General features: G+C 61.8%; 23 protein-coding genes. 12 read left to right on the top strand and 11 right to left on the bottom strand.

The window, feature by feature from the left end; genetic code table 11:
* Positions 1-275: 275 nt before the first annotated feature.
* The 5 genes from EYW45_RS16655 to EYW45_RS16635 all read left to right on the top strand — a co-directional run bounded on the left by EYW45_RS16655 (position 276) and on the right by EYW45_RS16635 (position 3,919).
* Positions 276-521 (top strand): hypothetical protein, encoded by a 246-nt coding sequence (locus tag EYW45_RS16655; protein ID WP_161136558.1) that lies wholly within the window; start codon positions 276-278, stop codon positions 519-521.
* A gap of 121 nt (positions 522-642) precedes the next feature.
* On the top strand, positions 643-858 hold the full coding sequence (locus tag EYW45_RS16650) for a TOBE domain-containing protein (RefSeq protein ID WP_161136557.1): 216 nt from the start codon (positions 643-645) through the stop codon (positions 856-858).
* Between the two features lie 110 nt (positions 859-968).
* Positions 969-1,679: a response regulator transcription factor gene (locus EYW45_RS16645; RefSeq protein ID WP_161136556.1), complete on the top strand. Its 711-nt coding sequence runs from the start codon at positions 969-971 to the stop codon at positions 1,677-1,679.
* Positions 1,676-3,064, top strand: coding sequence for a sensor histidine kinase (locus EYW45_RS16640; RefSeq protein WP_161136555.1), 1,389 nt, complete (start codon positions 1,676-1,678; stop codon positions 3,062-3,064). The genes EYW45_RS16645 and EYW45_RS16640 overlap by 4 nt, the downstream gene beginning before the upstream one ends.
* A gap of 120 nt (positions 3,065-3,184) precedes the next feature.
* Complete coding sequence (locus EYW45_RS16635; RefSeq protein ID WP_161136554.1) at positions 3,185-3,919, top strand: hypothetical protein; 735 nt, start codon at positions 3,185-3,187, stop codon at positions 3,917-3,919.
* Here EYW45_RS16635 and EYW45_RS16630 read toward each other — a convergent pair.
* Complete coding sequence (locus EYW45_RS16630; protein ID WP_161136553.1) at positions 3,846-4,388, bottom strand: hypothetical protein; 543 nt, start codon at positions 4,386-4,388, stop codon at positions 3,846-3,848. The genes EYW45_RS16635 and EYW45_RS16630 overlap by 74 nt on opposite strands.
* A gap of 246 nt (positions 4,389-4,634) precedes the next feature.
* On the opposite strand from EYW45_RS16630, the gene EYW45_RS16625 reads away from it, so the two are divergent.
* The 3 genes from EYW45_RS16625 to EYW45_RS16615 all read left to right on the top strand — a co-directional run bounded on the left by EYW45_RS16625 (position 4,635) and on the right by EYW45_RS16615 (position 6,830).
* Positions 4,635-5,534 (top strand): LysR family transcriptional regulator, encoded by a 900-nt coding sequence (locus EYW45_RS16625; RefSeq protein WP_161136552.1) that lies wholly within the window; start codon positions 4,635-4,637, stop codon positions 5,532-5,534.
* A gap of 201 nt (positions 5,535-5,735) precedes the next feature.
* Positions 5,736-6,137 carry a hypothetical protein gene (locus EYW45_RS16620; protein ID WP_161136551.1) on the top strand — a complete coding sequence of 134 codons (402 nt, stop codon included), beginning with the start codon at positions 5,736-5,738 and terminating at the stop codon, positions 6,135-6,137.
* Between the two features lie 330 nt (positions 6,138-6,467).
* Positions 6,468-6,830 (top strand): response regulator, encoded by a 363-nt coding sequence (locus EYW45_RS16615; RefSeq protein WP_161136550.1) that lies wholly within the window; start codon positions 6,468-6,470, stop codon positions 6,828-6,830.
* Positions 6,831-6,858: 28 nt separating this feature from the next.
* On the opposite strand, the gene EYW45_RS16610 is transcribed toward EYW45_RS16615, so the two are convergent.
* On the bottom strand, positions 6,859-7,320 hold the full coding sequence (locus EYW45_RS16610; protein ID WP_161136549.1) for a hypothetical protein: 462 nt from the start codon (positions 7,318-7,320) through the stop codon (positions 6,859-6,861).
* A gap of 308 nt (positions 7,321-7,628) precedes the next feature.
* On the opposite strand from EYW45_RS16610, the gene EYW45_RS16605 reads away from it, so the two are divergent.
* Together EYW45_RS16605 and EYW45_RS16600 are read left to right on the top strand one after the other, a co-directional pair.
* The gene (locus EYW45_RS16605; RefSeq protein WP_161136548.1) at positions 7,629-8,417 is read left to right on the top strand and encodes a histidine phosphatase family protein; all 789 of its coding nucleotides are present in this window, start codon (positions 7,629-7,631) and stop codon (positions 8,415-8,417) included.
* Positions 8,418-8,511: 94 nt separating this feature from the next.
* Positions 8,512-8,793, top strand: coding sequence for a WGR domain-containing protein (locus tag EYW45_RS16600; RefSeq protein WP_161136547.1), 282 nt, complete (start codon positions 8,512-8,514; stop codon positions 8,791-8,793).
* A 205-nt stretch (positions 8,794-8,998) separates the two neighbouring features.
* Here the strand turns inward: EYW45_RS16600 and EYW45_RS16595 are convergent, their stop codons facing one another.
* The 9 genes from EYW45_RS16595 to EYW45_RS16555 form a co-directional block, all read right to left on the bottom strand.
* A complete protein-coding gene (locus tag EYW45_RS16595) occupies positions 8,999-10,297 on the bottom strand; it encodes a type II toxin-antitoxin system HipA family toxin (RefSeq protein WP_161136546.1) in 1,299 nt (432 codons plus the stop codon).
* 28 nt (positions 10,298-10,325) lie between these two features.
* Positions 10,326-10,664, bottom strand: a complete 339-nt coding sequence (locus tag EYW45_RS16590) for a helix-turn-helix domain-containing protein (protein WP_161136545.1) — start codon at positions 10,662-10,664, stop codon at positions 10,326-10,328.
* Positions 10,665-10,998: 334 nt separating this feature from the next.
* On the bottom strand, positions 10,999-12,057 hold the full coding sequence (locus EYW45_RS16585; RefSeq protein ID WP_161136544.1) for an ABC transporter substrate-binding protein: 1,059 nt from the start codon (positions 12,055-12,057) through the stop codon (positions 10,999-11,001).
* A gap of 86 nt (positions 12,058-12,143) precedes the next feature.
* Positions 12,144-13,124: a CobW family GTP-binding protein gene (locus EYW45_RS16580; RefSeq protein ID WP_161136543.1), complete on the bottom strand. Its 981-nt coding sequence runs from the start codon at positions 13,122-13,124 to the stop codon at positions 12,144-12,146.
* Complete coding sequence (locus EYW45_RS16575; protein WP_161136542.1) at positions 13,114-14,727, bottom strand: amidohydrolase family protein; 1,614 nt, start codon at positions 14,725-14,727, stop codon at positions 13,114-13,116. The genes EYW45_RS16580 and EYW45_RS16575 overlap by 11 nt, the downstream gene beginning before the upstream one ends.
* A gap of 96 nt (positions 14,728-14,823) precedes the next feature.
* The gene (locus EYW45_RS16570) at positions 14,824-16,074 is read right to left on the bottom strand and encodes a metal-dependent hydrolase family protein (RefSeq protein WP_161136541.1); all 1,251 of its coding nucleotides are present in this window, start codon (positions 16,072-16,074) and stop codon (positions 14,824-14,826) included.
* Positions 16,075-16,104: 30 nt separating this feature from the next.
* Positions 16,105-16,986, bottom strand: coding sequence for an ABC transporter permease (locus tag EYW45_RS16565; RefSeq protein ID WP_161136540.1), 882 nt, complete (start codon positions 16,984-16,986; stop codon positions 16,105-16,107).
* 10 nt (positions 16,987-16,996) lie between these two features.
* On the bottom strand, positions 16,997-18,046 hold the full coding sequence (locus EYW45_RS16560) for an ABC transporter ATP-binding protein (RefSeq protein ID WP_161136539.1): 1,050 nt from the start codon (positions 18,044-18,046) through the stop codon (positions 16,997-16,999).
* Positions 18,047-18,048: 2 nt separating this feature from the next.
* On the bottom strand, positions 18,049-18,849 hold the full coding sequence (locus EYW45_RS16555) for an ABC transporter permease (RefSeq protein WP_161136538.1): 801 nt from the start codon (positions 18,847-18,849) through the stop codon (positions 18,049-18,051).
* 333 nt (positions 18,850-19,182) lie between these two features.
* On the opposite strand from EYW45_RS16555, the gene EYW45_RS16550 reads away from it, so the two are divergent.
* The gene (locus tag EYW45_RS16550) at positions 19,183-19,929 is read left to right on the top strand and encodes an SDR family oxidoreductase (protein ID WP_161136537.1); all 747 of its coding nucleotides are present in this window, start codon (positions 19,183-19,185) and stop codon (positions 19,927-19,929) included.
* A gap of 116 nt (positions 19,930-20,045) precedes the next feature.
* On the top strand, positions 20,046-21,677 hold the full coding sequence (locus EYW45_RS16545; protein ID WP_161136536.1) for an ABC-F family ATP-binding cassette domain-containing protein: 1,632 nt from the start codon (positions 20,046-20,048) through the stop codon (positions 21,675-21,677).
* The last annotated feature ends 12 nt before the right edge of the window (positions 21,678-21,689 follow it).

Here is a 21,689-nt window from a genome sequence, read left to right as displayed (position 1 = left end):
ACGATGACGCGATTGCGCATGATAGCGGCAGGCACGCGGCGCGGGGCGCGATGCGGACGGCCTCGCGGTGCGCCTCATGCCTGCAAGCGCCGCGCAGGGGCGTCTCCCTACCGCCAATGGACGATGGCGGGTGGATGACGTCTCGGTAAGATGCTGATCTTCGGCAAACGCATTTCTTGTCCGAATAACGATAGTCGAATCAAGTCGTTTGTTCTGTCACATGACAAACGTAGGATGGCGTCTATCGCTTCCACTGCATCCGATTCGAGACCGTTATGCCCACTTTCGCCTTAGCCTTGCCCAAATTTGCACGCTTTGTCACCGGCGCCCCAGCCAATCGCGACGTCGTCGCTCACGTGAAGGGCCCGCAGGGATACCGCGAGCGTCAGTCGCTGCGTGAGTCGGCACAGCGCATTCTCGCCACCAGCGCCCAGTATTTCCTGATGCCCCTGCCCACCAAGCGCGCCGAGGCTGAAGTAGCGGTGCCAACGCGTTCAAAGCGATTCAAGCGCGCCGGATAAGGCTGGGACGATCGGCCAAGCGTCCGACTCGGCATAACCTCATACCGCGTTGTTCTTTTTCATTGGCACGTATTGCTGACAGAATGAATCGTCATTTTCTGTCGGTCTTACAGAGGTAGCCATGAGCAGCAAGTCCATCAACGCGCGCAATCAGTTTCGCGGCAAAATCAGCGAGATCATCTTGGGACCCGTTGTATCCGAGGTTGATATCGACACGCCTGCCGGCATCGTCACCTCCGTCATCACGACCCGGTCGGTGCATGAACTCGAACTCAAGGTGGGCAGTGAAGTGCTCGCCTTCGTCAAGGCGACCGAGGTGTCGGTCGCCAAGCTGTAGGATGCCCATGCTTCGCCAACGATGCCAATAGTGGCGCGGTCGGGTCGGTAGCGGCGAATATCTGGGTATCGGATATCATCGCCCCTCCCGCCGCAACCACGGAGGCCCGCATGTGGCGCTGCCTGATCATTGAAGACGACATCGACAATGCGCGTTATATCGCCGATGGTTTCCGTCAGGCCGGCCATGCGCCGGTCGTTTGCCGCGATGGCGCTGAAGGATTGAAACGCGCGCTCGAAAACGATTGGGATGCCATCGTGCTCGACCGCCTCCTGCCCAACGACGTGGACGGCCTGTCCATCCTGTCCACCTTGCGCGGGCTGGGCAAGAAAACGCCGGTGCTGGTGCTGAGTGCGCTCAGTTCGCTGGACGAAAAAGTGCGCGGCCTGAAGGCCGGTGGTGACGATTACCTCACCAAACCGTTTGCCTTTCCGGAGCTTTCGGCGCGTATCGAGGCTTTGGTGCGACGTGCCACCGATTCCGACGATCGTCGGCAATTGCAGGTCGCCGATCTCAAGCTCGATCTGGTCACCCGCACGGTCGAACGTGCCGGCCAACCCATCGCCCTGCAGCCCCGCGAATTCAAGCTGCTGACCTACATGATGGCGCATTCGCCGCAGGTGCTGACCCGCACCATGCTGCTGGCCTCCGTGTGGGATTATCACTTCAATCCCCAGACCAACGTGATCGACGTGCATATCAGCCGATTGCGACAGAAAGTCGACGGCGGCTTCGATCATCCATTGATCCACACCGTGCGCGGGATCGGTTATGCCCTCACGCCGGGCCACATCGCGGCGTTGCCCGACATCGACGCATGAAGCGCTTCGGTTCCTTGTTGCGCGGGCTCGGGAGCTCAGTATCGTTTCGCCTCACGCTCAATTACAGCGTGCTGGCGGTGTCGACTGCCCTGCTCCTGCTGGCGTTCTTTCATGTACAGACTGTGGATGTGCTGACGGCACAGTTCTCGCGCCAGATCACCGTTACGGCGCAACGATTGAGCAGTCACTTCGATCGCGGCGGGCGGGTCAGCCTGATCGACGAGATCAATCTCGAGCTTGCTGACAACGTCGACTCCGATACCGAGATCTTCCTGTTGCTTGGCCCCCAGAATGCAATCCTGGCCGGCAACCTGGATCGCGTGCCTCCCTTCGATGTGACGGACGACGCCACGTTCGAACACGATGTGATGCGCGGCGGCGTACAGGTGCGCGGTCTGATGGCCGTGCGCCCGCTCTCCGACGGCACGATCCTGCTCGTGGGGTTGGACATTCGCGATATGCAGCACATGCAACGGCGCATTCTGAACGCCAGTCTGCTGGGGGCCGCCATAGCCCTGCTTATGGTGGTGGGCGGCACGTTCCTGTTTCGCCGGACCCTGCAACGACGCGTGGAGATCATCCGCCACACGGCCAAGCGTATCGGCGCAGGCGAACTGACCCGACGGGTGCCGTTGCAGCATCGCGAGGACGAGTTTGCGTTGCTGACCGAGGATATCAACGACATGCTCGATCGCATCGAGCGTCTCATGACCGGCGTGCGCAACGTCTCGGACTCTGCCGCACACAACCTGCGCACGCCGCTCGCTCGGGTGTTGTCGCGGCTGCGCACCGCCGCCAGCGAGCGGGCCAGTGCCGACGACCTGCGCGCCGCCAATACCTATGCGATCGCCGAACTCGACAATCTGATCGTCGTGTTCGAGAAGCTGCTCGAGATTGCCGAGGCCGAATCCGGCGCGCAGCGCAAGCGCTTCGAGCGGTGCCGTCTGGACACCATCGCGCGCGACGTGGTGGATCTTTACGAGGCCGTGGCCGAAGATCAGCGCATCACGCTGCGCTATGACGGGCATGTTGCGGTGCAGGTCATGGGCGATGCCGATCTGCTTGCCGGTGCGATCGCCAATCTGGTCGAAAACGCACTCAAGTACGCCGGCGTCGGTGCGGTGGTCACCCTCACTGCCGACGTCCGTCAGAATGTGGCCACGCTCGCCGTGTGCGACAACGGGCCCGGCGTGCCGGCCGCCAAACGCAGTCGCCTGGGTGAACGCTTCTATCGCGCCAGCGAAGGCGGCCACGGGTTCGGCCTCGGTCTGGCAAGTGTGACGGCAGTTGCCCGCCTGCACGGCGGTGCGTTGAAAATCGAGGATGCCGAGCCGGGTTTGCGTGTGGCGATCGCTCTGCCCGCACCGCCCATTACCGAACCGTAATGTTTTGGTAATGCGACAGGGAGCAGAATTCCCCTAGCATGACCTCTTTTCCAAGACGCCTGCATCGCGCGGGCGACTGACACGCGGCCGTAACGGCGCGCCAGAAAAGGGAGACGCGCCATGGCAAGCGTACAAATCGACCGCGCACTGAACCGCAAGCTCAAAATCAATCGATTTCTGAGCTTTCCCCAGTTTGCGGAGTTGATGGTGCAGCACCGGCTACAGCTCGACGCCTCCGAGGACCCGATCGTTTCGGGCAACGGGCAACGCTGGCAAACGGGTCCCACCGGGATGCTGTCAGCCAATGCGCCGGCGCTTGTGGGCGATCCCCACACGATTCAGATCGTCTCGGATGTCGGGGCATTGGCGGATTCATTGTTTGCCGATGCCCACACGGAGCTGTATCTGGAGCCCTCCCTGGGCGTGACGAGCCGCTCGGCGGACAGTGGCGTCAATCTGGTGGTGAAGTCGTTCGGTGGCGACGCCGGCAATAACGACGTCGATGCTCAGCCAACCGTTCCGGTGCTGGTGGATATCGCACGGTTGCTCAAGGGCGTGAGTGTGGCGTCGACCGCACCTGCGCACTTCGCGGATCTGATTGCAAAGATGGTGCGCGATCAGGTGTGGATCGACATCGCGCTTTATCCGGCTCGCGATGCAGGCGACCGCGACGACGAAAACCTCGAGAGTCTGCACATGCAGAACGATTCGCACGACCACGACCACGATCGCGATCGCGTAGCTCGCCCGCACGCGCGCACGAGCGTGACGACCGCGCCGCTCAGACCATGGCGAGTTTCGCGGCGGTTTGCAGCTGCTCCGGGCTCACGCCGGAAGACTGCAGCGCCTCGCTGAGCGCCTTCATCGCCGTGGCCAGCGCCGTAGTGATCACCCCGATCTCGGCCTGCAACTGCTGTACTTTTGCGGCGCGCTGCTTGGGCGCAAGCGTTTGATCGGACATCGTGCGCTGCAGTTCTTCCATCTTCTCTTTCAACTGCTGTTTCAACTCACGAATCTGCTTGAGCGCGTTCTTGATGCCCAACGGCAGATCGCTATCGTCGATATCGCTGTTGTCGCTGCGCTGCGCCGGCGCAGCACCCGAAATGCCACCGGACATCCGGGCCAGGGTCCGGCCCTCAGCGGAAAGCGTCACCGTTACCCCTTGATCGCCCTTATCGGGCGTGTCGGTTTCGCCGTCGGTTGCGCTTGACTGCGCGCCCGATACCGATGCATCGGGTACCGGAGCGTTGGCGTTGGCATTGGCGGCCAGCGCGGATGCGCCGGCAACAGCCGTCAGCGCCGATGTCGTCACGGGGTCGGTCATCAATAATCATCCTGCTCATCAGTGATCGGCGCTCGCGTCTGTGCGAAGCGAACGCCCGAGCTTTGATTACGGTTGTTTGCGGCCGAAGTTAAGCCGCATTCCACCGCGCACACACCTGGATTGCCGGCCGAGCGGCCGGACGGGCGCAAGGACTCAGGAACTTAGGGGCACGGGGACACAGGGACACATCGTAAAATCTGCCCTATCCCGCTTTTGGGTTCGTAAAAACCGCAGCTGGAGCCCGCCGTGCTGAATTACCGCCATCTTTATTATTTCTGGATCGTCGCCAAGGAAGGCGGATTTGCGAGAGCAGCCGATCGGCTGGACATGGCCATTCAAACGATCAGCGCCCAGGTGCGGGAACTCGAAAAAAGCCTGGGCCATCAATTGCTCAAACCGGCGGGACGCGGCGTCGCGCTGACGGAAGCCGGTCAAGTGGCGTTCGCACGCGCCGAACTGATCTTCCAGATCGGCCAGGCCCTGCCCCAGGACGTCAGCAGCGCGGCGACCAAACCGACGATCCGCCTGTCGGTGGGGCTATCCGATGGCATCTCCAAACTGGCTGCGCACAGCTTACTGGGCCCGGTGCTCGACACGCCGGATTTGCGCCTCACCTGCCACGAGGGAGAGTTCGACCAACTGCTGGGTGAGCTCGCACTGCATCGTCTGGACCTGGTGCTGGCGGGGCAAGGGGCGCCGGCAAACCCCAACCTGCGTTTGGTGAGCGATTTGCTCGTATCGTCCGCCGTGGACTGGTACGGGCCGGCGAAATGGGTGCGCCGCCTTCAGGCGCAGGCGTTCCCGGCTGTTTTGGCGACGCTTCCCGTGTTGCTGCCCACAGGGCATTCCGTATTGCGTACCACCCTGGATCGCTGGTTCGATGACCAGGGGCTGCGCCCGAACGTGGTAGGCGAATTTGAGGATAGCGCCCTGATGGCGGTGTTTGCGGCGGGTGGACTGGGCGTTTTTCCGATCAGCCGCCTGGGCGGCGAAAACACGAGCAGCCTGCGTAGACTGCGTTTGCTTGGACGCTGTGACGCCGTGCAGGAAGAAATCTACGCCATCCGAAATCGCCGTGGCGAACACCATCCGCTGGTGCAGCGCATCCTGTCGGCTGCGCTGCACCCGGCTACCCCATCGCAGTGAAACACCTCATTCGGACCATACTTCGACTTTTACGATGTTGAACGCCCTTTCTTTCTGGTTTTTCAGTTACCTCAGCTCGACTATCGTTCGAGACGTGCCATCCGCAGCCGTCGCTGCGCTGGCGTCGCTGGAACATCGAGCCCTCCTTGCACACACCGTGCATTGCGGATCCGAGACCGACCTCTAAGAATGGAGCAGTACATGAAGAAAATCATTTGGATCACGTTCGCGGCGCTCGCCGCGCTTTGGACAGGACTCGTGACGGTGGCATTGCAACTGATGCACTGGGTGCTGGCGGCCATCGGCGCCGTGCAACTACCGCCAGGATCGAGCGGCGTCGCAACCTCCCCCGAGCTGGCCTGGTTGGCACCCTGGCTCGGGCCGCAAGCCATGCAGTCACTTCAGGAGGGGGTGCTGGCCAGCGTCCAAGGACTTAACGCCATTCTTCCCGCCGCAGCCGGCTTGGGCAGCTGGATTGCCGTGTTGGTCGGGATCGTCTGGGGGTTAGGCGTGGCAGGCTTGCTGATTCTGGCGCTGGTGTTGCATAAGCTCGCGGGACGCCGTCAGCCCACACTGCCGTCGCACACGGTATCGCCCCATTGAGCCCGCAAACCGTGTTGCCCGATCAGGCGTTCAAGACCGTATCGCCCCATTGAGCCCGCACACTGTGCCGGCGTACTGGGGTCCGACCAGGCGCGTCATTTGATGATCCGATCACCCTCCCGGCCATAAGGATGAGATAGGGTTGAGAATACCCATCTCTCCCCTACGGCAGGCGACCTACGGTTACTTTTCGACGCTCGCTGCGTCGCAGCATATGTGAGAATAGAATCGATCAACCTATCTGGAACGCTCATCGTGAACCTGATTCCTACCCGGTCCCTCTTGGCTCCACCTCTAGCGGTCAGCAGTGCGCCAGGCCTCCTGAGCGGCGTGCGGTTGTTGATTGTCGACGATGCCGAGGACGTGCTTGATGCGGTAACGGCGTTATGCGAGATGGAAGGTGCCATCGTTGCAAGCGCATCCACCCCCAGTGATGCACTGCGTCAACTGGCGCAGCATGAATTCGATCTGCTGGTGTCCGATATCGGATTGCCTGAGATGGACGGCTACGCCTTGCTGGCCACGATTCGACGTGGCGGTCGCAATGCCGATATCCCGGCGCTGGCGCTGACCGGTTACAGCACGGCGCGGGGCCGCAACAGTCTGTTCACCGATGAACTCAGCAAACCTGTGCCGATGGCTGATCTATTGATCACGCTCCAAAAGATGTCCAAGGCGCTGGTGCCAGCTTAAGCCGGCGTTCGATCACGCAAATCACCCATCACGGCTCCGGAAGCGATCGATCGTCCGCACGCTGGGCGCTGCGGCTGACCGCGCGCCGGGGATCGCGAATGCCCTGCACGTGGGCCGGCCCCAGTAACGCTCTGAGTTGGTCGGCCACGCATCCCAAGGTAACAGCGTCGCGCAGATTGATCACTTCGATCAGCAAGCAGGCCGCCTCGCTATCCGTGGCGCCGCGTTCGGGCCGATCGGCAGACCAAAGCACCACCCGCCGCCCGTGCGCCGCGCCCGCTTGCACACATGCGATCGTCTGATAGGCCGTAAGCGAAATCAAGGGGAGATACGTCACGCCATGGGTGATCGTTACCGGAGCGTCGCGATGCTCGTCATCCGTATCGTCAAATGCAACGCCCTCACCCGGGCCACCCAGGCCGTAGTCGCGATCGAACACCTCGTCATGCGGCTCGGGCATCCCTCGCGTGGTGTTTGTTGAGAGGGTCATGGCAACCTCCCCAAGCGCGACGCCGACGGCGCATGCGCGGCGGCATATTGGATAGTCATGGTGTCTCCTCCAGAGCGGAGTGTGAGTCGTCTTTTCGATCTGCCGACTTCTGCACCTCTCACAGCATCCGTCGTGCCGAAATTCTGCGGCAGCGACGCAATCCAATCTTTGCTGGGACAGTTGTTACGCTACGATTGATCCGTGCATCGGCGGCATCGATGACAGCTCTATTTTGCGTGTGATTCAGAAATTTAGACCGGCAGAATCTACACTTCGTTCACATCCTTTCGCGTTTTTTTGGAGCGGCCATGCATCATGCCAACCTAGGTAACGATCGAGCGGACCGGTGCGCAGCGCCTGATGGCAAGTCGGTCGCAGTACGCTTGTCCACGCTGGCATGTGGCGTCTTCGTTCTTCTTGCCGCTTCGGGCGTCTTCGGCGCCTCACTCGCCGCCGGCCCCACTCAGGCGCCCTCGGCACCCGCCTTGGCGGCATCGCCACCCGTGCCCTCAACCGCCGCGACGCCGGCCCTTTCTCCCAGGGCAGCGCGCAGTGAAGGTTCGATCCTCGAATCCACCGCGGCGGCGCCTTCGACGCCGTCCGGCGTCGCGACGCTGGCGGATCTCGCCAAGCCCAATGTGCTGGTCATCATCCGCCACGCCAATGCTCCGGGCGTGGGCGATCCTGCCGGCTACAACCTCGACGATTGCGCCACGCAGCGCAATCTGGACGACAAGGGACGCGAACAAGCCGCGGCGATCGGCCGTGCATGGAAGCAAGCCGGCATATTCCCCACGCGCGTCTGGACCAGCGCGTGGTGCCGATGCATCGAAACGGCGCAGCGCATGGCGCTCGGCCCGGTGGCGCTGCTACCGCAATTGAACTCGTCGTTCGAAGATGCCGGGTCGCGGTCGCGCCAAACCGACGCGCTTTTTCAGTTCATCAGAAACCTGAAACCGAACGGCGGACCTTATTTGATGGTGACGCATCAGGTCAATATCAGCGCGATTTCAAACGACTGGGTGGAAACCGGCGCCGGCGTGGTGTTGGATCTCAAGAAAGATGGCACCTGGACCATGCGCAAACTGGCGCAATGAGCCGGCGGCTTTGCAATGCAGCGTATTGGCCAGACACGGCCGCGGCTGTTAAAAAGATGTTTAAAATATCGGCCCTTTGAGTAAGTTTCGACCCGTGATCGATCCCACCGATTCCTTTACGCTTTCGCTCCCGCTGGACGTGCCGACGCCCCGGCGGATGGAGTTCGCGTCTGAGGATCGCCGTTATATCGCGGCATTGCTGCCCGATTTATTTGGAGAGTGGTCGGTAATGCAATGCTGGGGTGGCGCAAGTACCCGCGGCGGCGGGAAAATCGACCGCGTCGCCAGCTTCCACGATGGCCTCGCACTTTTGCATGCCATCGCCAGCACACGCACACGGCGAGGTTATCGCCTGGTTGCGCATTCCCATCACTGAATAGGTGTCACTGAGCACACCTCTTCAAATGGAGGTCACTGAGTACATGTCAATAATCGCCCGTCACGGCCCCCGGGATTCAACCTGATCAACCGAGTGGGGATGAAAATGGGGGGCGGATTTGGGCAACTTCCATTTCCGTTTTGCAGGCCTACGGAATACGCCCTGGTAGTGAGCGGATAAGCCAGCGCGATTATGGAGCCGCTTATCTCCGCCAGGCGCTCAGTGCGGCTTCCACGCGATCGATTTCCTGTTGCGGCATCCTGGCTTGCGCGTAATAGTCGCGCCGCTGCGTCACCACCTTTTTGACGCGATCGACGATTGCCTGTGCAGCGGTCTCGGTGCGTAGACCGAATCGCCGGTATTCCGACAACGCATTTTCGAAGGTACTTTCCCTTCCGGATATGCCGAGATGAAGATAATGCTTTGACGACCCCTCCTGCGTCACCACGTCGAAGAGCGGTGAGAGCCGGTATGAGAAGCCCGTCTCGTCCTTGAGAAAGCCGACATTTTTGAGGTGATCGTCGGTGTTGTGCACGGCAACGTTCAGCACCATGCGGGCATAGAGTTCCTGCAGATCTTTGACGGGATGGGAAGAGATGCGACGCACCACATCGGCCAGGCGTGCGTAGGAGAAGGTGGCGCGGCCGCGGGCACTGTCGAGTTCGCGTTTGCCAATCCTCGGCGACGGACTGATCAATGCAGCGCCGCTGAGAAAGTGACGCCGGGCGACCACGGGCTCGTCGCCGGCGACCGAGGCCAACTGTACTCGATCGAACCGCCGCGTCATGAGCACCGCGCCCAGCGGGGTATCGATCAGGCGCACTTCGGGTACCGTCATGCCGATCTCGCGCGCCATGGTGAGGTTGGCAAACTCGACGCGCTGGCGGTCGTAGCTGTCGCGTGCGCGAGGAAACTTCGCGATCCACATTTCGCCTGCATCGTCGCGCACAATCGTTTTCGGGCGTGCGCCGCCGATATCCCACGAACTGCCGAGCAGATCGCGATAAAGCCCTTTGGGTTTGACACCGTTATCGATATCGGCCAGCAGTCCAGCGAGGGTATCGATCTCACTGGTCTCAGGTAGCCGATACACCCGGCGCATATTGGGCGTGAGTACCGATGCGCTGAAGAAAAGCGCGCCCACCCCCATGCCGCGGCCCTTGAGCAGTACCTCGTCCTCCCGCACGTCGGCGCCGTCACGGTCCACCCGCATGACGTTTCGGCCCCAGGCATCCGGGGCGGCATCGAAGATCGCACCCAGCGTTTCATACCGGCTTTCCGTCTGAAAGGTTCGCCTGGCATCGGTCAATGGCAGATTGAGGGGGTCGAGCGCGAAGGCGCGCGGATCATCGATGTAGGACTGGGCATACTGGAACTGGGCGAAGAACCCTTGCTCGCCCTCGTCATCCAGCGCCAGCATACCGGCCAGGACGGCCTCGCCCCGGATGTCGACGTACACATAGAGCTGGGGCTCCACGGCTTTGCTTGTGCGCGAGATCATTGCAATGCCCACGCGCGGGCGGTCACGATCATGTCACCGCTCCCTGCTTGCGGCCCACGCGCCGGCCTGTGCCCCTCACCGGCAATCTCAACGCATCGAGCCGCTTGCCGACGCCATCGGTGTCGGGGTCAGCTAGGGCAAACAGTTGATCGGCAAAGCCGTAGACCAGCAGCGCCTCCACTACCAATGCGATCGCCACGCCGCTGTCACCCGACTCCAGGCGATTGATGGTGGCGCGCGTCACACCCAGGCGTTCTGCCAACATCGATTCGGATTCATTGCGCCGCAGTCGGGCCGTGCGTAAGCGCATACCTAGCTGATGCAGCAGTTCCTCACCCTCGAAGCTCACCGCTATTTTTTTCTTCATGCGTTAAATATACGACAAAACCGGTATCTTTGGATGATAAATAGTACATTTAGTGCTTACGACTATATTTCATCTGTATTTTTTATAGATCATAGAACGCTATATTGCTTTATATATCGTACATTTTAAAACGACAATGTCGAAAGACGAACGGCGCGCCGCCAGGACATTCCAGGTGCAGTGCCAACCGCGCGGGTTGCCCCACAACGCCGACGCCAAAGCCAACTCCGGCGCGTTCGCCAACCGCAACGCAGCCGCAACGCAACCGCAATGCACCCGCAGCCGCAACGAAAAACGGCGCCCCAGGGGGCGCCGCGTCTACGTCGATTCGCGATCAGCCGATCGCAGCCTTGAAATCCTTGTTCCAGAACTCGAGCATGTCGGCCTTGCCTTCCGTCAGCGCCTTCAAGTCGTAGGCCTGCAGCAGCTTGACCTCGGCATCGGTGAAACCCACGCGGCTCTGCAAATCAGCCGGCAACGTCGAGTTGCTGACCGTCGGCGCATAGCCCATCTTCTGAGCAAAGCCTACTTGACCTTCAGGCTCGAGCATGGCGTTCAGATACGCCCATGCGGCATCCTTGTTGCGGCTGTTCTTGGCGACAGCTGCCTCGAACGACACCGGGATGGTGCCCTCTTCCGGAATGACGAAGCCTACGGGCAGGCCGCTGTCGCGCCATTGCAGCGCGCGTGCCTTCCACATGCACGCCATCCAGATCTCACCGGATTTCAGCGCTGTCGCGACCGCTTCATTGGACGGGTACACGCGCGGGCTGTTGTCCTTGAACTTCGACAGGAATTTCTTGCCGCCTTCGAAGCTCTTGGCATTGCCGCCGGCACCCAGGCCCACGAAAACGGCGTTGTAGAGATAAAGAATGTCCGACAATCCCACTCGGCCCTTGTTGGCCGGATCGAGCAAGGCCTGGAGCGACTTGGGACCTTGCGGGAATTTCTCGGTGTTGTAGACCAGCGTCATCGCGCTGAAGATGTGCGGAATGGAGTACGTCGTCTTCAACGTGTCCAGTGCATTGGGCAGGTTCGACAGCTTGCTGGCGTCGATCTTTTCCAGCGCGCCCGAGCTTTCGGCGTCGTACATGTCGACTTCACCCAGCAGCGCGACGTCCATGGAGCCGCGGCGCGAATTGCGCTCGGCACGCAGTTTCGTCACACGCGCCACGGCGCTGCCCGTGTCGAACACCACACCGATATTCTTCTTGGCCACGATCGGCGAAATGATCTGTTGAAGCAGGTTCTGATAATCACCGCCCCACGTTCCCACGACCACGTCGTTTTCGGCGGCGAAGGCAGCGCCCGGAATCAGCGGCAAGGCCGGCGCGAGCGCCAGGCCGGATGCCGTTTTGAGAAATCCCCGGCGGTTGACGAGTTTGTTCTGCATAGCGTCCTCGATATGAATGGCAGCTCTGAAGCGCTGCATGGAAAAATGGTCAAGCCGGATAGCGTGACGCATGAAAAAAGGGGTGATCAGGCATGGAGTTGCAGCAAGGCATCGGGCGTGTCGTCGAAATCCGCTGCGACCATATCGCGCACGATCACGATCACGATCGGCTGGGCATCGGGCTGGCGCGTCAATCGCTGCGGGCCGCTGAAGGTGGTCCCCACGCTCTGGATCAAAATCGGATCGGGGCAATCGGTTACGCGCACCACCGCCTTCACCCGCAGCATCCGATCGCCGCACAAGCCGGCGATATTATCCAGCCACTCGGCAAATTCGTCCCATACCAACGGCGCACCTGGGTGCGCGGTAAATACGTTGATCCGCGGATGGCGCAGTGCTGCCACGGCACCGCTTTGCAATGCCTTCAGCGCCAGATCGGCGCTGGACGCGCCCACACCGGCATCGTCGGCAAAAGCAGCTTGCACAGCGGTTGCCCGATCCTGCTCCGCCACCACGTCGGCCAGCGGATTGAACGCGCGCGCCCGGCCGAGCGCCGCGGCCAGCGACGATTCGGACACCTCATCGACCTTGGTCAGCACGATGCGGTGCGCCGCCGTGAGCTGTGCCGCCGCTTCTTCGAAAGCGTCGTCGATCGACGGCCCGCGCGTGCAGTCGTAGGTGCTGACCACCGTCAAGCGCAGACGGCGAGCGATCAGATCGGGGTCGGCCAACGAGGCGATGATCGGTCCAGGCCGCGACACGCCGCTGGTTTCGAGAATGATGCGGCGAATCGGCGGGCGGCCTTCGGGGCGCGGCGCATCGAGCAGCGTATTGATCGTATAGACCAGATCGCTGCGCAAGGAGCAGCACACGCAACCGTTGGCCAACAAGGTCATCGGCAGGCTTTCGCTGCCGTCGGCCACGATCACGCCATCCACACCCACTTCGCCCACTTCGTTGACGATGACACCAGTGGCACCCTCGGTATCGGCCCGCAGGTAATCGACGAGCAGCGTGGTTTTACCGCTGCCCAAAAACCCGCAAAGGATGATGAGTTCAACGGACATCGGCAGGCGCTTCCGGATCACCGGCCCAACTGTCTTTCACCAGCGCGCGCACGTCGGCGAGCAGCTCGGCGGTGTCGTACACCACCCCGCCCTTGATCGTGTAGCGCAGGCAGCGCTGCCATTCGACGCTGGCGGTTTCGTCATTCAGGCGCATCGCGCCGGTGCCGAACAGCAGCTTGAAATCCTCGAGCGGGCTTTGATCGTGAATCAGCAGGTCGGCGCATTTGCCCACATCGATCGATCCCGTGTCGTCCTCGATGCCCAGCAATGCTGCGCTTTGCGAGGTTGCCGCCCGCAGCACTTCGAGCGGATGAAAGCCCGCTTCCTGCAGCAATTCGAGTTCGCGAATGAAGCCGAAGCCGTAGATCTGAAAGATGAAACCCGAGTCGCTGCCGGCGCATACGCGGCCGCCGAGATTTTTGTACTCGTTGATGAACTGCATCCAGATGCGGTAGTTCTGCTTCCACTCGATCTCGTTGGTGGTGCTCCAGCGATACCAATAGGCGCCGTGGCCGCCACGTTGCGGTTGGAAGTACTTCCACACCGCCTTCCAGGTGTAGGCATCGTGCCAATCGGCCCGACGCGCACGCATCAAGTCGCGGTTGGCGTCGTAAATATTGAACGTGGGGACGAACGTGTGGCCGGATTCCAGGAATTGGTCCATCACATCGCGCCACTTCGCGCTCCCCGGCTCGGCGGCCTGGCGAAACGTCTGCCCTGCCAGCGAGAAGCGGTAGTACTCGTCGCTGTAGTTGTAGTCGGTGGGATAGGCTTGCACCACGCGGTTCTCGAACAAGGCTTCGGGCAGGCCGTAGTAATGCTCGGAACTCGTCAATCCCCACTTCGCCGACTTCAGCGCATTCACGCGCGTGACCTGCATCTGCGCATGGTGGCAACCCGAACGCAGGCCCACCTTGGCCGCCTCGTCCAAGGCCGCTTCCATGATCGCGGGGGGCGCGCCGAAAAACTTGATGCCGTCGGCGCCACGCGCCTTCAGCTTGCGCACCCACTCGCGCCCCTGCTCGGGCGTGTGGATCGTCTTGACCCGATCGTTGACCGCAGGGAACACCGAATGGACCAGCATGCGCGGCGCGGCGATGGCATTGGTTGCGGATAATTCCCGCTGTTCCATCGTCCAGCCCAGGCCACCCATGGCGCCCATTTCGCGAACGGTGGTCACGCCGTGCGCCAGCCAGAGTTTGTAGATGTAGTCGGCCGGCGGCACGATGCCGCTCATGGCGTGATACGGCGTGCCGATGTGCGCGTGCGCATCGACGAAACCCGGCGTGACGAATTTGCCGTGGCAATCGATCTCATGATCGCCCGCGCCCGGCCGGCGCGCGGGATCGATTTTCTTGTGCGGCGTGCCCACATTGGTCAACGCCACGATGCGGTCGTTCTCGACCACGATATCCACCGGCCCCCAGGGCGGCGCGCCGGTGCCGTCGATGATGGTGGCGCCGCGCAGGATCAAACGCTTGAACGGTCCCTCGCCGCGATCGCGGGGCGATGGCGCCGTGGGCGGATGCCAGCCTTTGGCGGCGTTGACGTCGCGCGACTCTTCGCCGACTTCGGCCTGGGCATAAGGATTGTCTTGTGACATGAAACGTATTCCTAATCGAGTAAGCGGCGATGCGACACGGACGGTGAACACCCGGCGACGCGCTGAACGGCGCGTCGCGGGATACCGGTGCGGACCTTACACGTGAGCGAGTTCGTTGTGCTCGATTTCGCCGGCTTTCATCACCAGCGGAATGTGCTCGCCCTGCCCCAGCAGGCATGACAGATCGCGGTACGGATCGCCGTCGACCAGAATCATGTCGGCATGCGCGCCCGCCACGAGGCGGCCGAGCTTGCCCGTTTGCTGCAGGATTTCCGCAGCGATCGTGGTGGCGCTCTGAATCACTTCCTGATTGCTGAGCACCTCGGCGCGAATACGGAACTCTTCGCTCTGCAAACGTTGCGAAGGTCCGAGCAGATCGGAGCCATAGCCCATTTTCACGCCGGCTTTCTTGTAGATCTCGAGCGATTCGAGGCCCGCGGTGCGTACCGTTGCGATCTTGACCACCGAGTCTTCCGGCAAGCCGTACGATGCGCCTTCGGTCGCCAAGGCTTCGTAGGTGACCAGCGTGGGCACCACATAGGCACCCATTTCGGCCATGATGCCCGCCACGCGCGCATCGATCAGGTTGCCGTGTTCGATGGTGCGCACGCCGCAACGCACTGCACGCTCGATCGCTTCGGCCGTGTAGGAGTGCGCCATCACATAGCTTTGGCGACCGGTCGCTTCGGCCACGATCGCGCGGATTTCGTCTTCCGAATAGCCATAGGCTGCAATGGGATCCGTGGGCGACGCCACGCCACCGGAGGCCATGATCTTGATCTGATCGGCACCCATCTGGAATTCCTGGCGCACTGCGCGGCGCAGATCGTCCACGCCATCGACCACGCGGCCGATATCGCCGGCACGGAAGCAGCAGCCGCAGTAGCTCATCGGATTCAAGTGATCCGAACGCGGCCGCGGATCGCCATGGCCGCCCGTCTGGCTCAAGGCACGGCCCGAGGTGAACAAGCGCGGGCCGCGTACGGCCCCTTCGTTGATGGCGCACTTCAGGCCCCAGCCGGCGCCGCCCGCATCGCGCACGCTGGTGAAACCGCGACGCAGCATCGCGGCCATGATGGGCACCGCGCGCATCATCACCAGCGCATCGGGCAGCACGCCCTGCGTGCTGAGATTGAGTTGTGTGGCCATCACGTGCACGTGCATGTCGATCAGGCCGGGCATCAATGTGCGGCCCGCCGCGTCGATCACATTGGCGCTCGCCGAGGTGATCGGACGGTCGGAAATTTCCTTGATCAGGCCGTCCTCGACCAGGACGCTGTAGCCGTCCTGAAGCGTATCGACAGTGGGATCCAGCAGCTTGGCGTTTTTAATCAGAACGGAGGTCATGGTTGCAATCTCTAGTGCGGCAAGAGGAAATCAAGACCCCATGGTCTTGACGTAGCGGCGATGAATGAGCCAGTTCGAGCAAAGGGCGATCAACAACGTGGCGACCACCAGAATCAACGCGAGCGCGGCGCCGAACGGCCAATTGGAGGCGCGGGTGATCTGCCCGTAGACGGCCGGCGCCATCATCGTAATCCCCGAACCGCCCAGAAGCACAGGCGTGGCGTAAGCGTTCATGCACAAAATGAAGACCAGCATCGTGCCGGCCGCCACACCGGGCGCGGCGATCGGCACCACGACGCGGCGAAACGTGGTGAAGAAGCTGGCGCCAAGATTTTGCGCAGCTTCTTCAACCGAAAAGTCGATCCCTTCGAGCACGCTTTGCAAGGTGAGAATGAGGTACGGCATGACGACTGCAGTCGTACCGATCACCACGGCGGTCGGCGTATACATCATGCGCAGCGGCTGATCGATGATGCCCAGGCCCAGCAGAATGCTGTTGACCACGCCGGCATTGCCCAGCGCCACCATCCAGCCGGCGGCACGCACCACGTTGCCCACCAGCAGCGGGAAAACGAGCAGGATGACGAAGAGACTCTTGTAGCGGCTTTGCGTTTTGGCCATGAAGTAGGCCACCGGAAAACCCAGCACCAATGCAAGCACGGTGCACACTGCCGCCACCCACAAGGTGGTGAAGAAGATGTTGCGGTAATACGGATCGGAGAAGAACTTGATGTAGTTCTCGAACGTAAACGCCGACTGCATCATTTCGGCCGGATCGAAGTGATTGAAGCTGTAGCGGAACAGCTGCACGATCGGGATCAGGATGATCAGGAAAACGACCAGGGACGCCGGAAACGCCAGGCCGGTGCCCAGCGCCTTGCCGCGCGAGGAGCTTTGGGAAATCGTGCTCATGCCCGCGCCCTCACTGATTGAAGGCGACGCAATCGGCCGCTTCGAACGATACGTGACACGGCGTGCCGGGCGCCCACTTGCCGCTGCCTTCGCCGATGTTCACGCATTGGCTGAGCACTTTTTCGCCCGACGGCAGTGCGACGCGCACGTCCACCAGCGAACCCAGATACACGGCCGATTCGATCGTGCCGGCGAAACTGTTGACCCGCGACGTCGGCTCAGCGGATAAGTACACCCGCTCCGGCCGTACGCCGACCTGAACGGCCGTGGTGGCACCGGGTACCACGATCGCGGTGCCCTGCTCGGAAACGAATTGCCCTTCCGCCTGCGTTTTGCCCTGAAAGAAATTCATCTTGCCCAGAAAGTCCGCCACGAAAAGATTGGCGGGCCGCTCGTACAAGGCGTCAGGCGTACCCACCTGCTGCACCTTGCCGTCGTGCATGATGGCCATGCGATCGGCGATGGCCAGCGCCTCTTCCTGATCGTGTGTGACGAAAATCGTGGTGAGGCCCAGGCGTTGCTGCAGCGCGCGAATCTCTTCGCGCACCTCGCCACGCAGTTTGGCGTCGAGGTTCGAAAGCGGCTCGTCGAGCAGAAACACCAACGGTTGAATCGCCAGTGCGCGCGCGATCGCCACCCGTTGCTGCTGACCGCCCGAGAGTTGACGTGGATAGCGGTCACGCAAGGCGGTCATGCGCACCATGTCGAGCGCGCGGCGGATGGCGTCGTCGCGATCGGCTTTGGGTACCTTGTGCATCTCCAATCCGAACGCCACGTTTTCGGCGACTGTCATGTGCGGGAACAACGCATAGCGCTGAAACACCATACCGGTATTGCGCTTGTGCACCGGGATGTTCGTCACATCCTTGTCGCCGATGAAGATGCTGCCGGCGGTCGGCTGAATGAAGCCCGCGATCATGCGCAGCGTGGTCGTCTTGCCGCAGCCGCTTGGGCCCAGGAACGCCACCAGTTCGCCTTCGGCGATGTCGAGCGAAAAGTCCGACACGGCCACCGATGACCCGAATTGCTTCTTGAGATTTTGGATCGATACTTGGGCCATGATTAGACTACCTGACTGAGTTTGACGTAGCGGTCGGTCACCAACATGATGATGCCCAACAGCAGGATCTGCACGGCCGACACGGCGGCAATGGTGGGGTCGAGATTGAATTCGAGGTACTGCATGATTGCGATCGGCAACGTGGTCATGCCGGGGCCGACCAGGGAGAGCGACAACTCCAGGTTCTCGAAGGACACCACAAAGCTGAACAGCGCTGCCGCGACGATCGAGGGCCGCAGCATCGGTAACGTGATGCGCATGAAGGCCACCCGGCCGCTCGCGCCGAGGTTGCGCGCCGCTTCTTCGATCGACCCGTCGAGCCCGGCCATCCCGGCTGTGACCAGTCGCACCGTCCATGGAATCGTCAGGCACACGTGTGCGAGGACCAACCCACCGAAGGTGCCGACGATGTCGCGATCCAGTGTGTTTTCAGCCTGAAGATAAAAAAGGTAGATCGCAATGCCGGCCACGATGCCCGGAATCAGGAGCGGCGACAGCAGCAACGTATTGACGCTGCGGCTGCCGGCAAAGCGGAAGCGCGCGATGCCCAAGGCCGCCAGCACGCCGAGCACGACGCCGATCACTGCCGACAGCGCCGCCAGTTGCAAGCTGAACAGGAAGCCGTTGGCGAACGCCGCGTTTTCCCACGCGCGGACGTACCACGACAGCGTGTAGCCGGATGGCGGAAAGTACAGGATGGCGTCTTTGAAAAAGCTGAGCCAGACGATCAAAATGAGCGGCGCCAACATGAACGCGAACATCAGGACCACGAAAATCCGATGGATCACGGTGTGCCATGGCATCTTGAAACGGCTTCGGCCCGCTGCCGGTCGGGACGCAGCGTCCGAATTAGAAGCTGGGTTGTACACAAAATCCCCTTAGGTACAACCTTGGGTATGGGAGGTAAATCGCCTCACCAGGCCGACCAAAAAAATTATCAAATCGGAAAAAATAATAATCCAGGTGTAACCTGCGCTCAATCATGGTTAACCCGGTTGAAAGCTTCGTGTAATTCTGCAGTGCAACATGATTTTAGGACGGGTGCCCGCAGAGCCCCGGCGTCATTGCGGATACGATACCGGCATCCCGTTTGCTTCCTCGCGGCGCTCACCCTCCAACGCATTGAAGAACACCCAATGAAAGAAGTCATGATCGTGACCGGCGCGAGCCGCGGTATCGGCGCCGCCATCGCCAGAATGGCCGCCGCGCGTGGTTATGCGGTATGCGTGAACTACAAATCGCGTCGGGATGCCGCCGAACAGGTCGTCAGTCAGATCCGCGCGGCGGGCGGCGAGGCGATCGCCGTCCGCGCCGATGTGTCACAGGAAGGCGATACGGTACGGCTGTTCGAGACGGTCGACCAGGAACTGGGTACGGTGACGGCGCTGGTCATCAACGCCGGCATCCTCGAAACGCAGATGCGTGTGGACCAAATGGACGCCGCGCGCGTGGCGCGCATCATGCAAGCCAACGTTGTGGGCCCCTTCATCTGCGCGCGCGAAGCCGTGCGCCGCATGTCGACCCGGTCGGGCGGCCAGGGCGGCGTGATCGTCAACATCTCGTCGGCCGCTGCTCGCCTGGGCTCGCCGGGTGAGTATGTGGACTACGCCGCCTCGAAAGGCGCGATGGACACGATGACGATCGGCCTGGCCAAGGAAGTGGCCGCCGAAGGCATCCGCGTCAATGGCGTGCGGCCTGGCGTGATCTATACCGAGATTCACGCGAGCGGCGGCGAGCCGGCACGCGTGGATCGTGTGGCGGCCAAGGTGCCGATGGGCCGTGGCGGCCAGGTCGATGAGGTGGCCGCCGCAGTCTTGTGGCTGTGCGCCGACGAGGCGAGTTACGCCACCGGCGCCATCATCGACGTGGCCGGCGGGATCTGAACGTCATGTGTCGTTAAAAGCGCGCAACGGGCGGCATTCATTTACACGCCGGCCCCCTTTTGACTACACTGCCGGGTTACTCCGCACGCGCCCTTCTGGCGCCACACTGCTTCCCAATGATCCGTTTTCAACACGTCTCGCTTGCCCGCGGGGTCAAACCCCTGCTGGAAAGCGTCGATCTGCTTCTCAATCCCGGCGACAAAATCGGCCTGATCGGCGCCAACGGCGCCGGCAAGTCCAGCCTCTTCGGCCTGTTGCGCGGCGAGCTGCACCCCGACCAGGGCGAGCTCAGCTACCCGCCCAACTGGCGCCTGGCCTATGTGGCGCAGGAAACGCCGGCCCTGGATCGTTCCGCCATCGATTACGCCATCGATGGCGACATCACGCTGCGCGCGCTCGAGCAAGAACTCGCGGCCCTCGAGGCGCAGCCCGAGTCGTCGGAAAACGGCATTGCGATCGGCAACCTGTACGGCGCACTGGCCGATGCCGACGCGTATACCGTGCAGTCGCGGGCCGAGCAGTTGCTCACCGGCCTGGGCTTCTCGATGGCGCAGATGAACCAGCCGTTGACGAGTTTCTCTGGCGGCTGGCGGATGCGGCTCAATCTGGCGCAGGCGCTGATGTGCCCGTCGGATCTGCTGCTGCTGGACGAGCCCACCAACCACCTGGATCTCGATGCCATCATCTGGCTCGAAGACTGGTTGAAGCGTTATCCCGGCACGCTCATCATCATTTCCCACGATCGCGACTTCCTCGATGAAGTGGTCAATGTGATCGTGCATATCGACGAGCGCAAGTTGAAGCGGTATTCGGGTCACTATTCGTCCTTCGAACGTCAGCGCGCCGCGCAGCTCGAACTGGCCGCCGGCCAGCAGGAAAAGCAGATGCGCCAGAAAGCGCATCTGGAGTCGTTCATCAACCGCTTCAAGGCGCAGGCCAGCAAGGCACGCCAGGCACAGAGCCGGATCAAGGCTCTGGCGCGCATGGAAGAACTGGCGCCATTGCGCGCCGCCGCCGAATTCTCATTTCAGTTTCGCGAGCCGGCGCGTGCGCCCGATCCATTGCTGGTGCTCGACGATGTGCGGGCGGGCTATCGCGATGCCGAGACCGGTCGGGAAAACGCCATCATCGGCGGCATCGGGTTTTCGCTGCAAAGCGGCCAGCGTATCGGTTTGCTGGGCGTGAACGGCGCCGGCAAATCCACGCTGATCAAAACGATTGCCGGGGAAATCGATCCGTTATCGGGCACGGCCACGCTGGGCAAGGGGCTGTCGATCGGCTACTTCGCACAGCATCAGGTCGAAATGCTGCGCCATGACGAATCGCCGCTCTGGCACATGAACAAGATCGCGCCCACGACGCGCGAGCAGGAACTGCGCAACTTTCTGGGCGGCTTCAACTTTGCGGGCCCGATGGCGACGGCATCGATCAAGCCGTTTTCCGGTGGCGAAAAAGCCCGCCTGGCGTTGGCCTTGATCGTGTGGCAAAAGCCGAATCTGCTGCTGCTCGACGAGCCCACCAACCACCTGGATCTCGAAACGCGCGAAGCGTTGACGGATGCCTTGGCGCAGTTCGAAGGCACACTGATTCTGGTGTCGCACGATCGGCATTTGCTGCGTGCCACCACCGACCAGTTCATCATCGTGGCCGACGGCCGCGTGCAGCCGTTCGATGGCGATCTGGAAGACTACAAGGCATGGTTGTTTGCGACCAAGCTCGACAGCAAGAAGGCGGCGAGCCTGGCCTGAATGGCGTCGACG

It is taken from the genome of Schauerella aestuarii (genome assembly GCF_009866805.1).
GTDB classification, from domain to species: domain Bacteria; phylum Pseudomonadota; class Gammaproteobacteria; order Burkholderiales; family Burkholderiaceae_B; genus Schauerella; species Schauerella aestuarii.
This window is presented reverse-complemented; position numbering and strand designations above follow the sequence as displayed.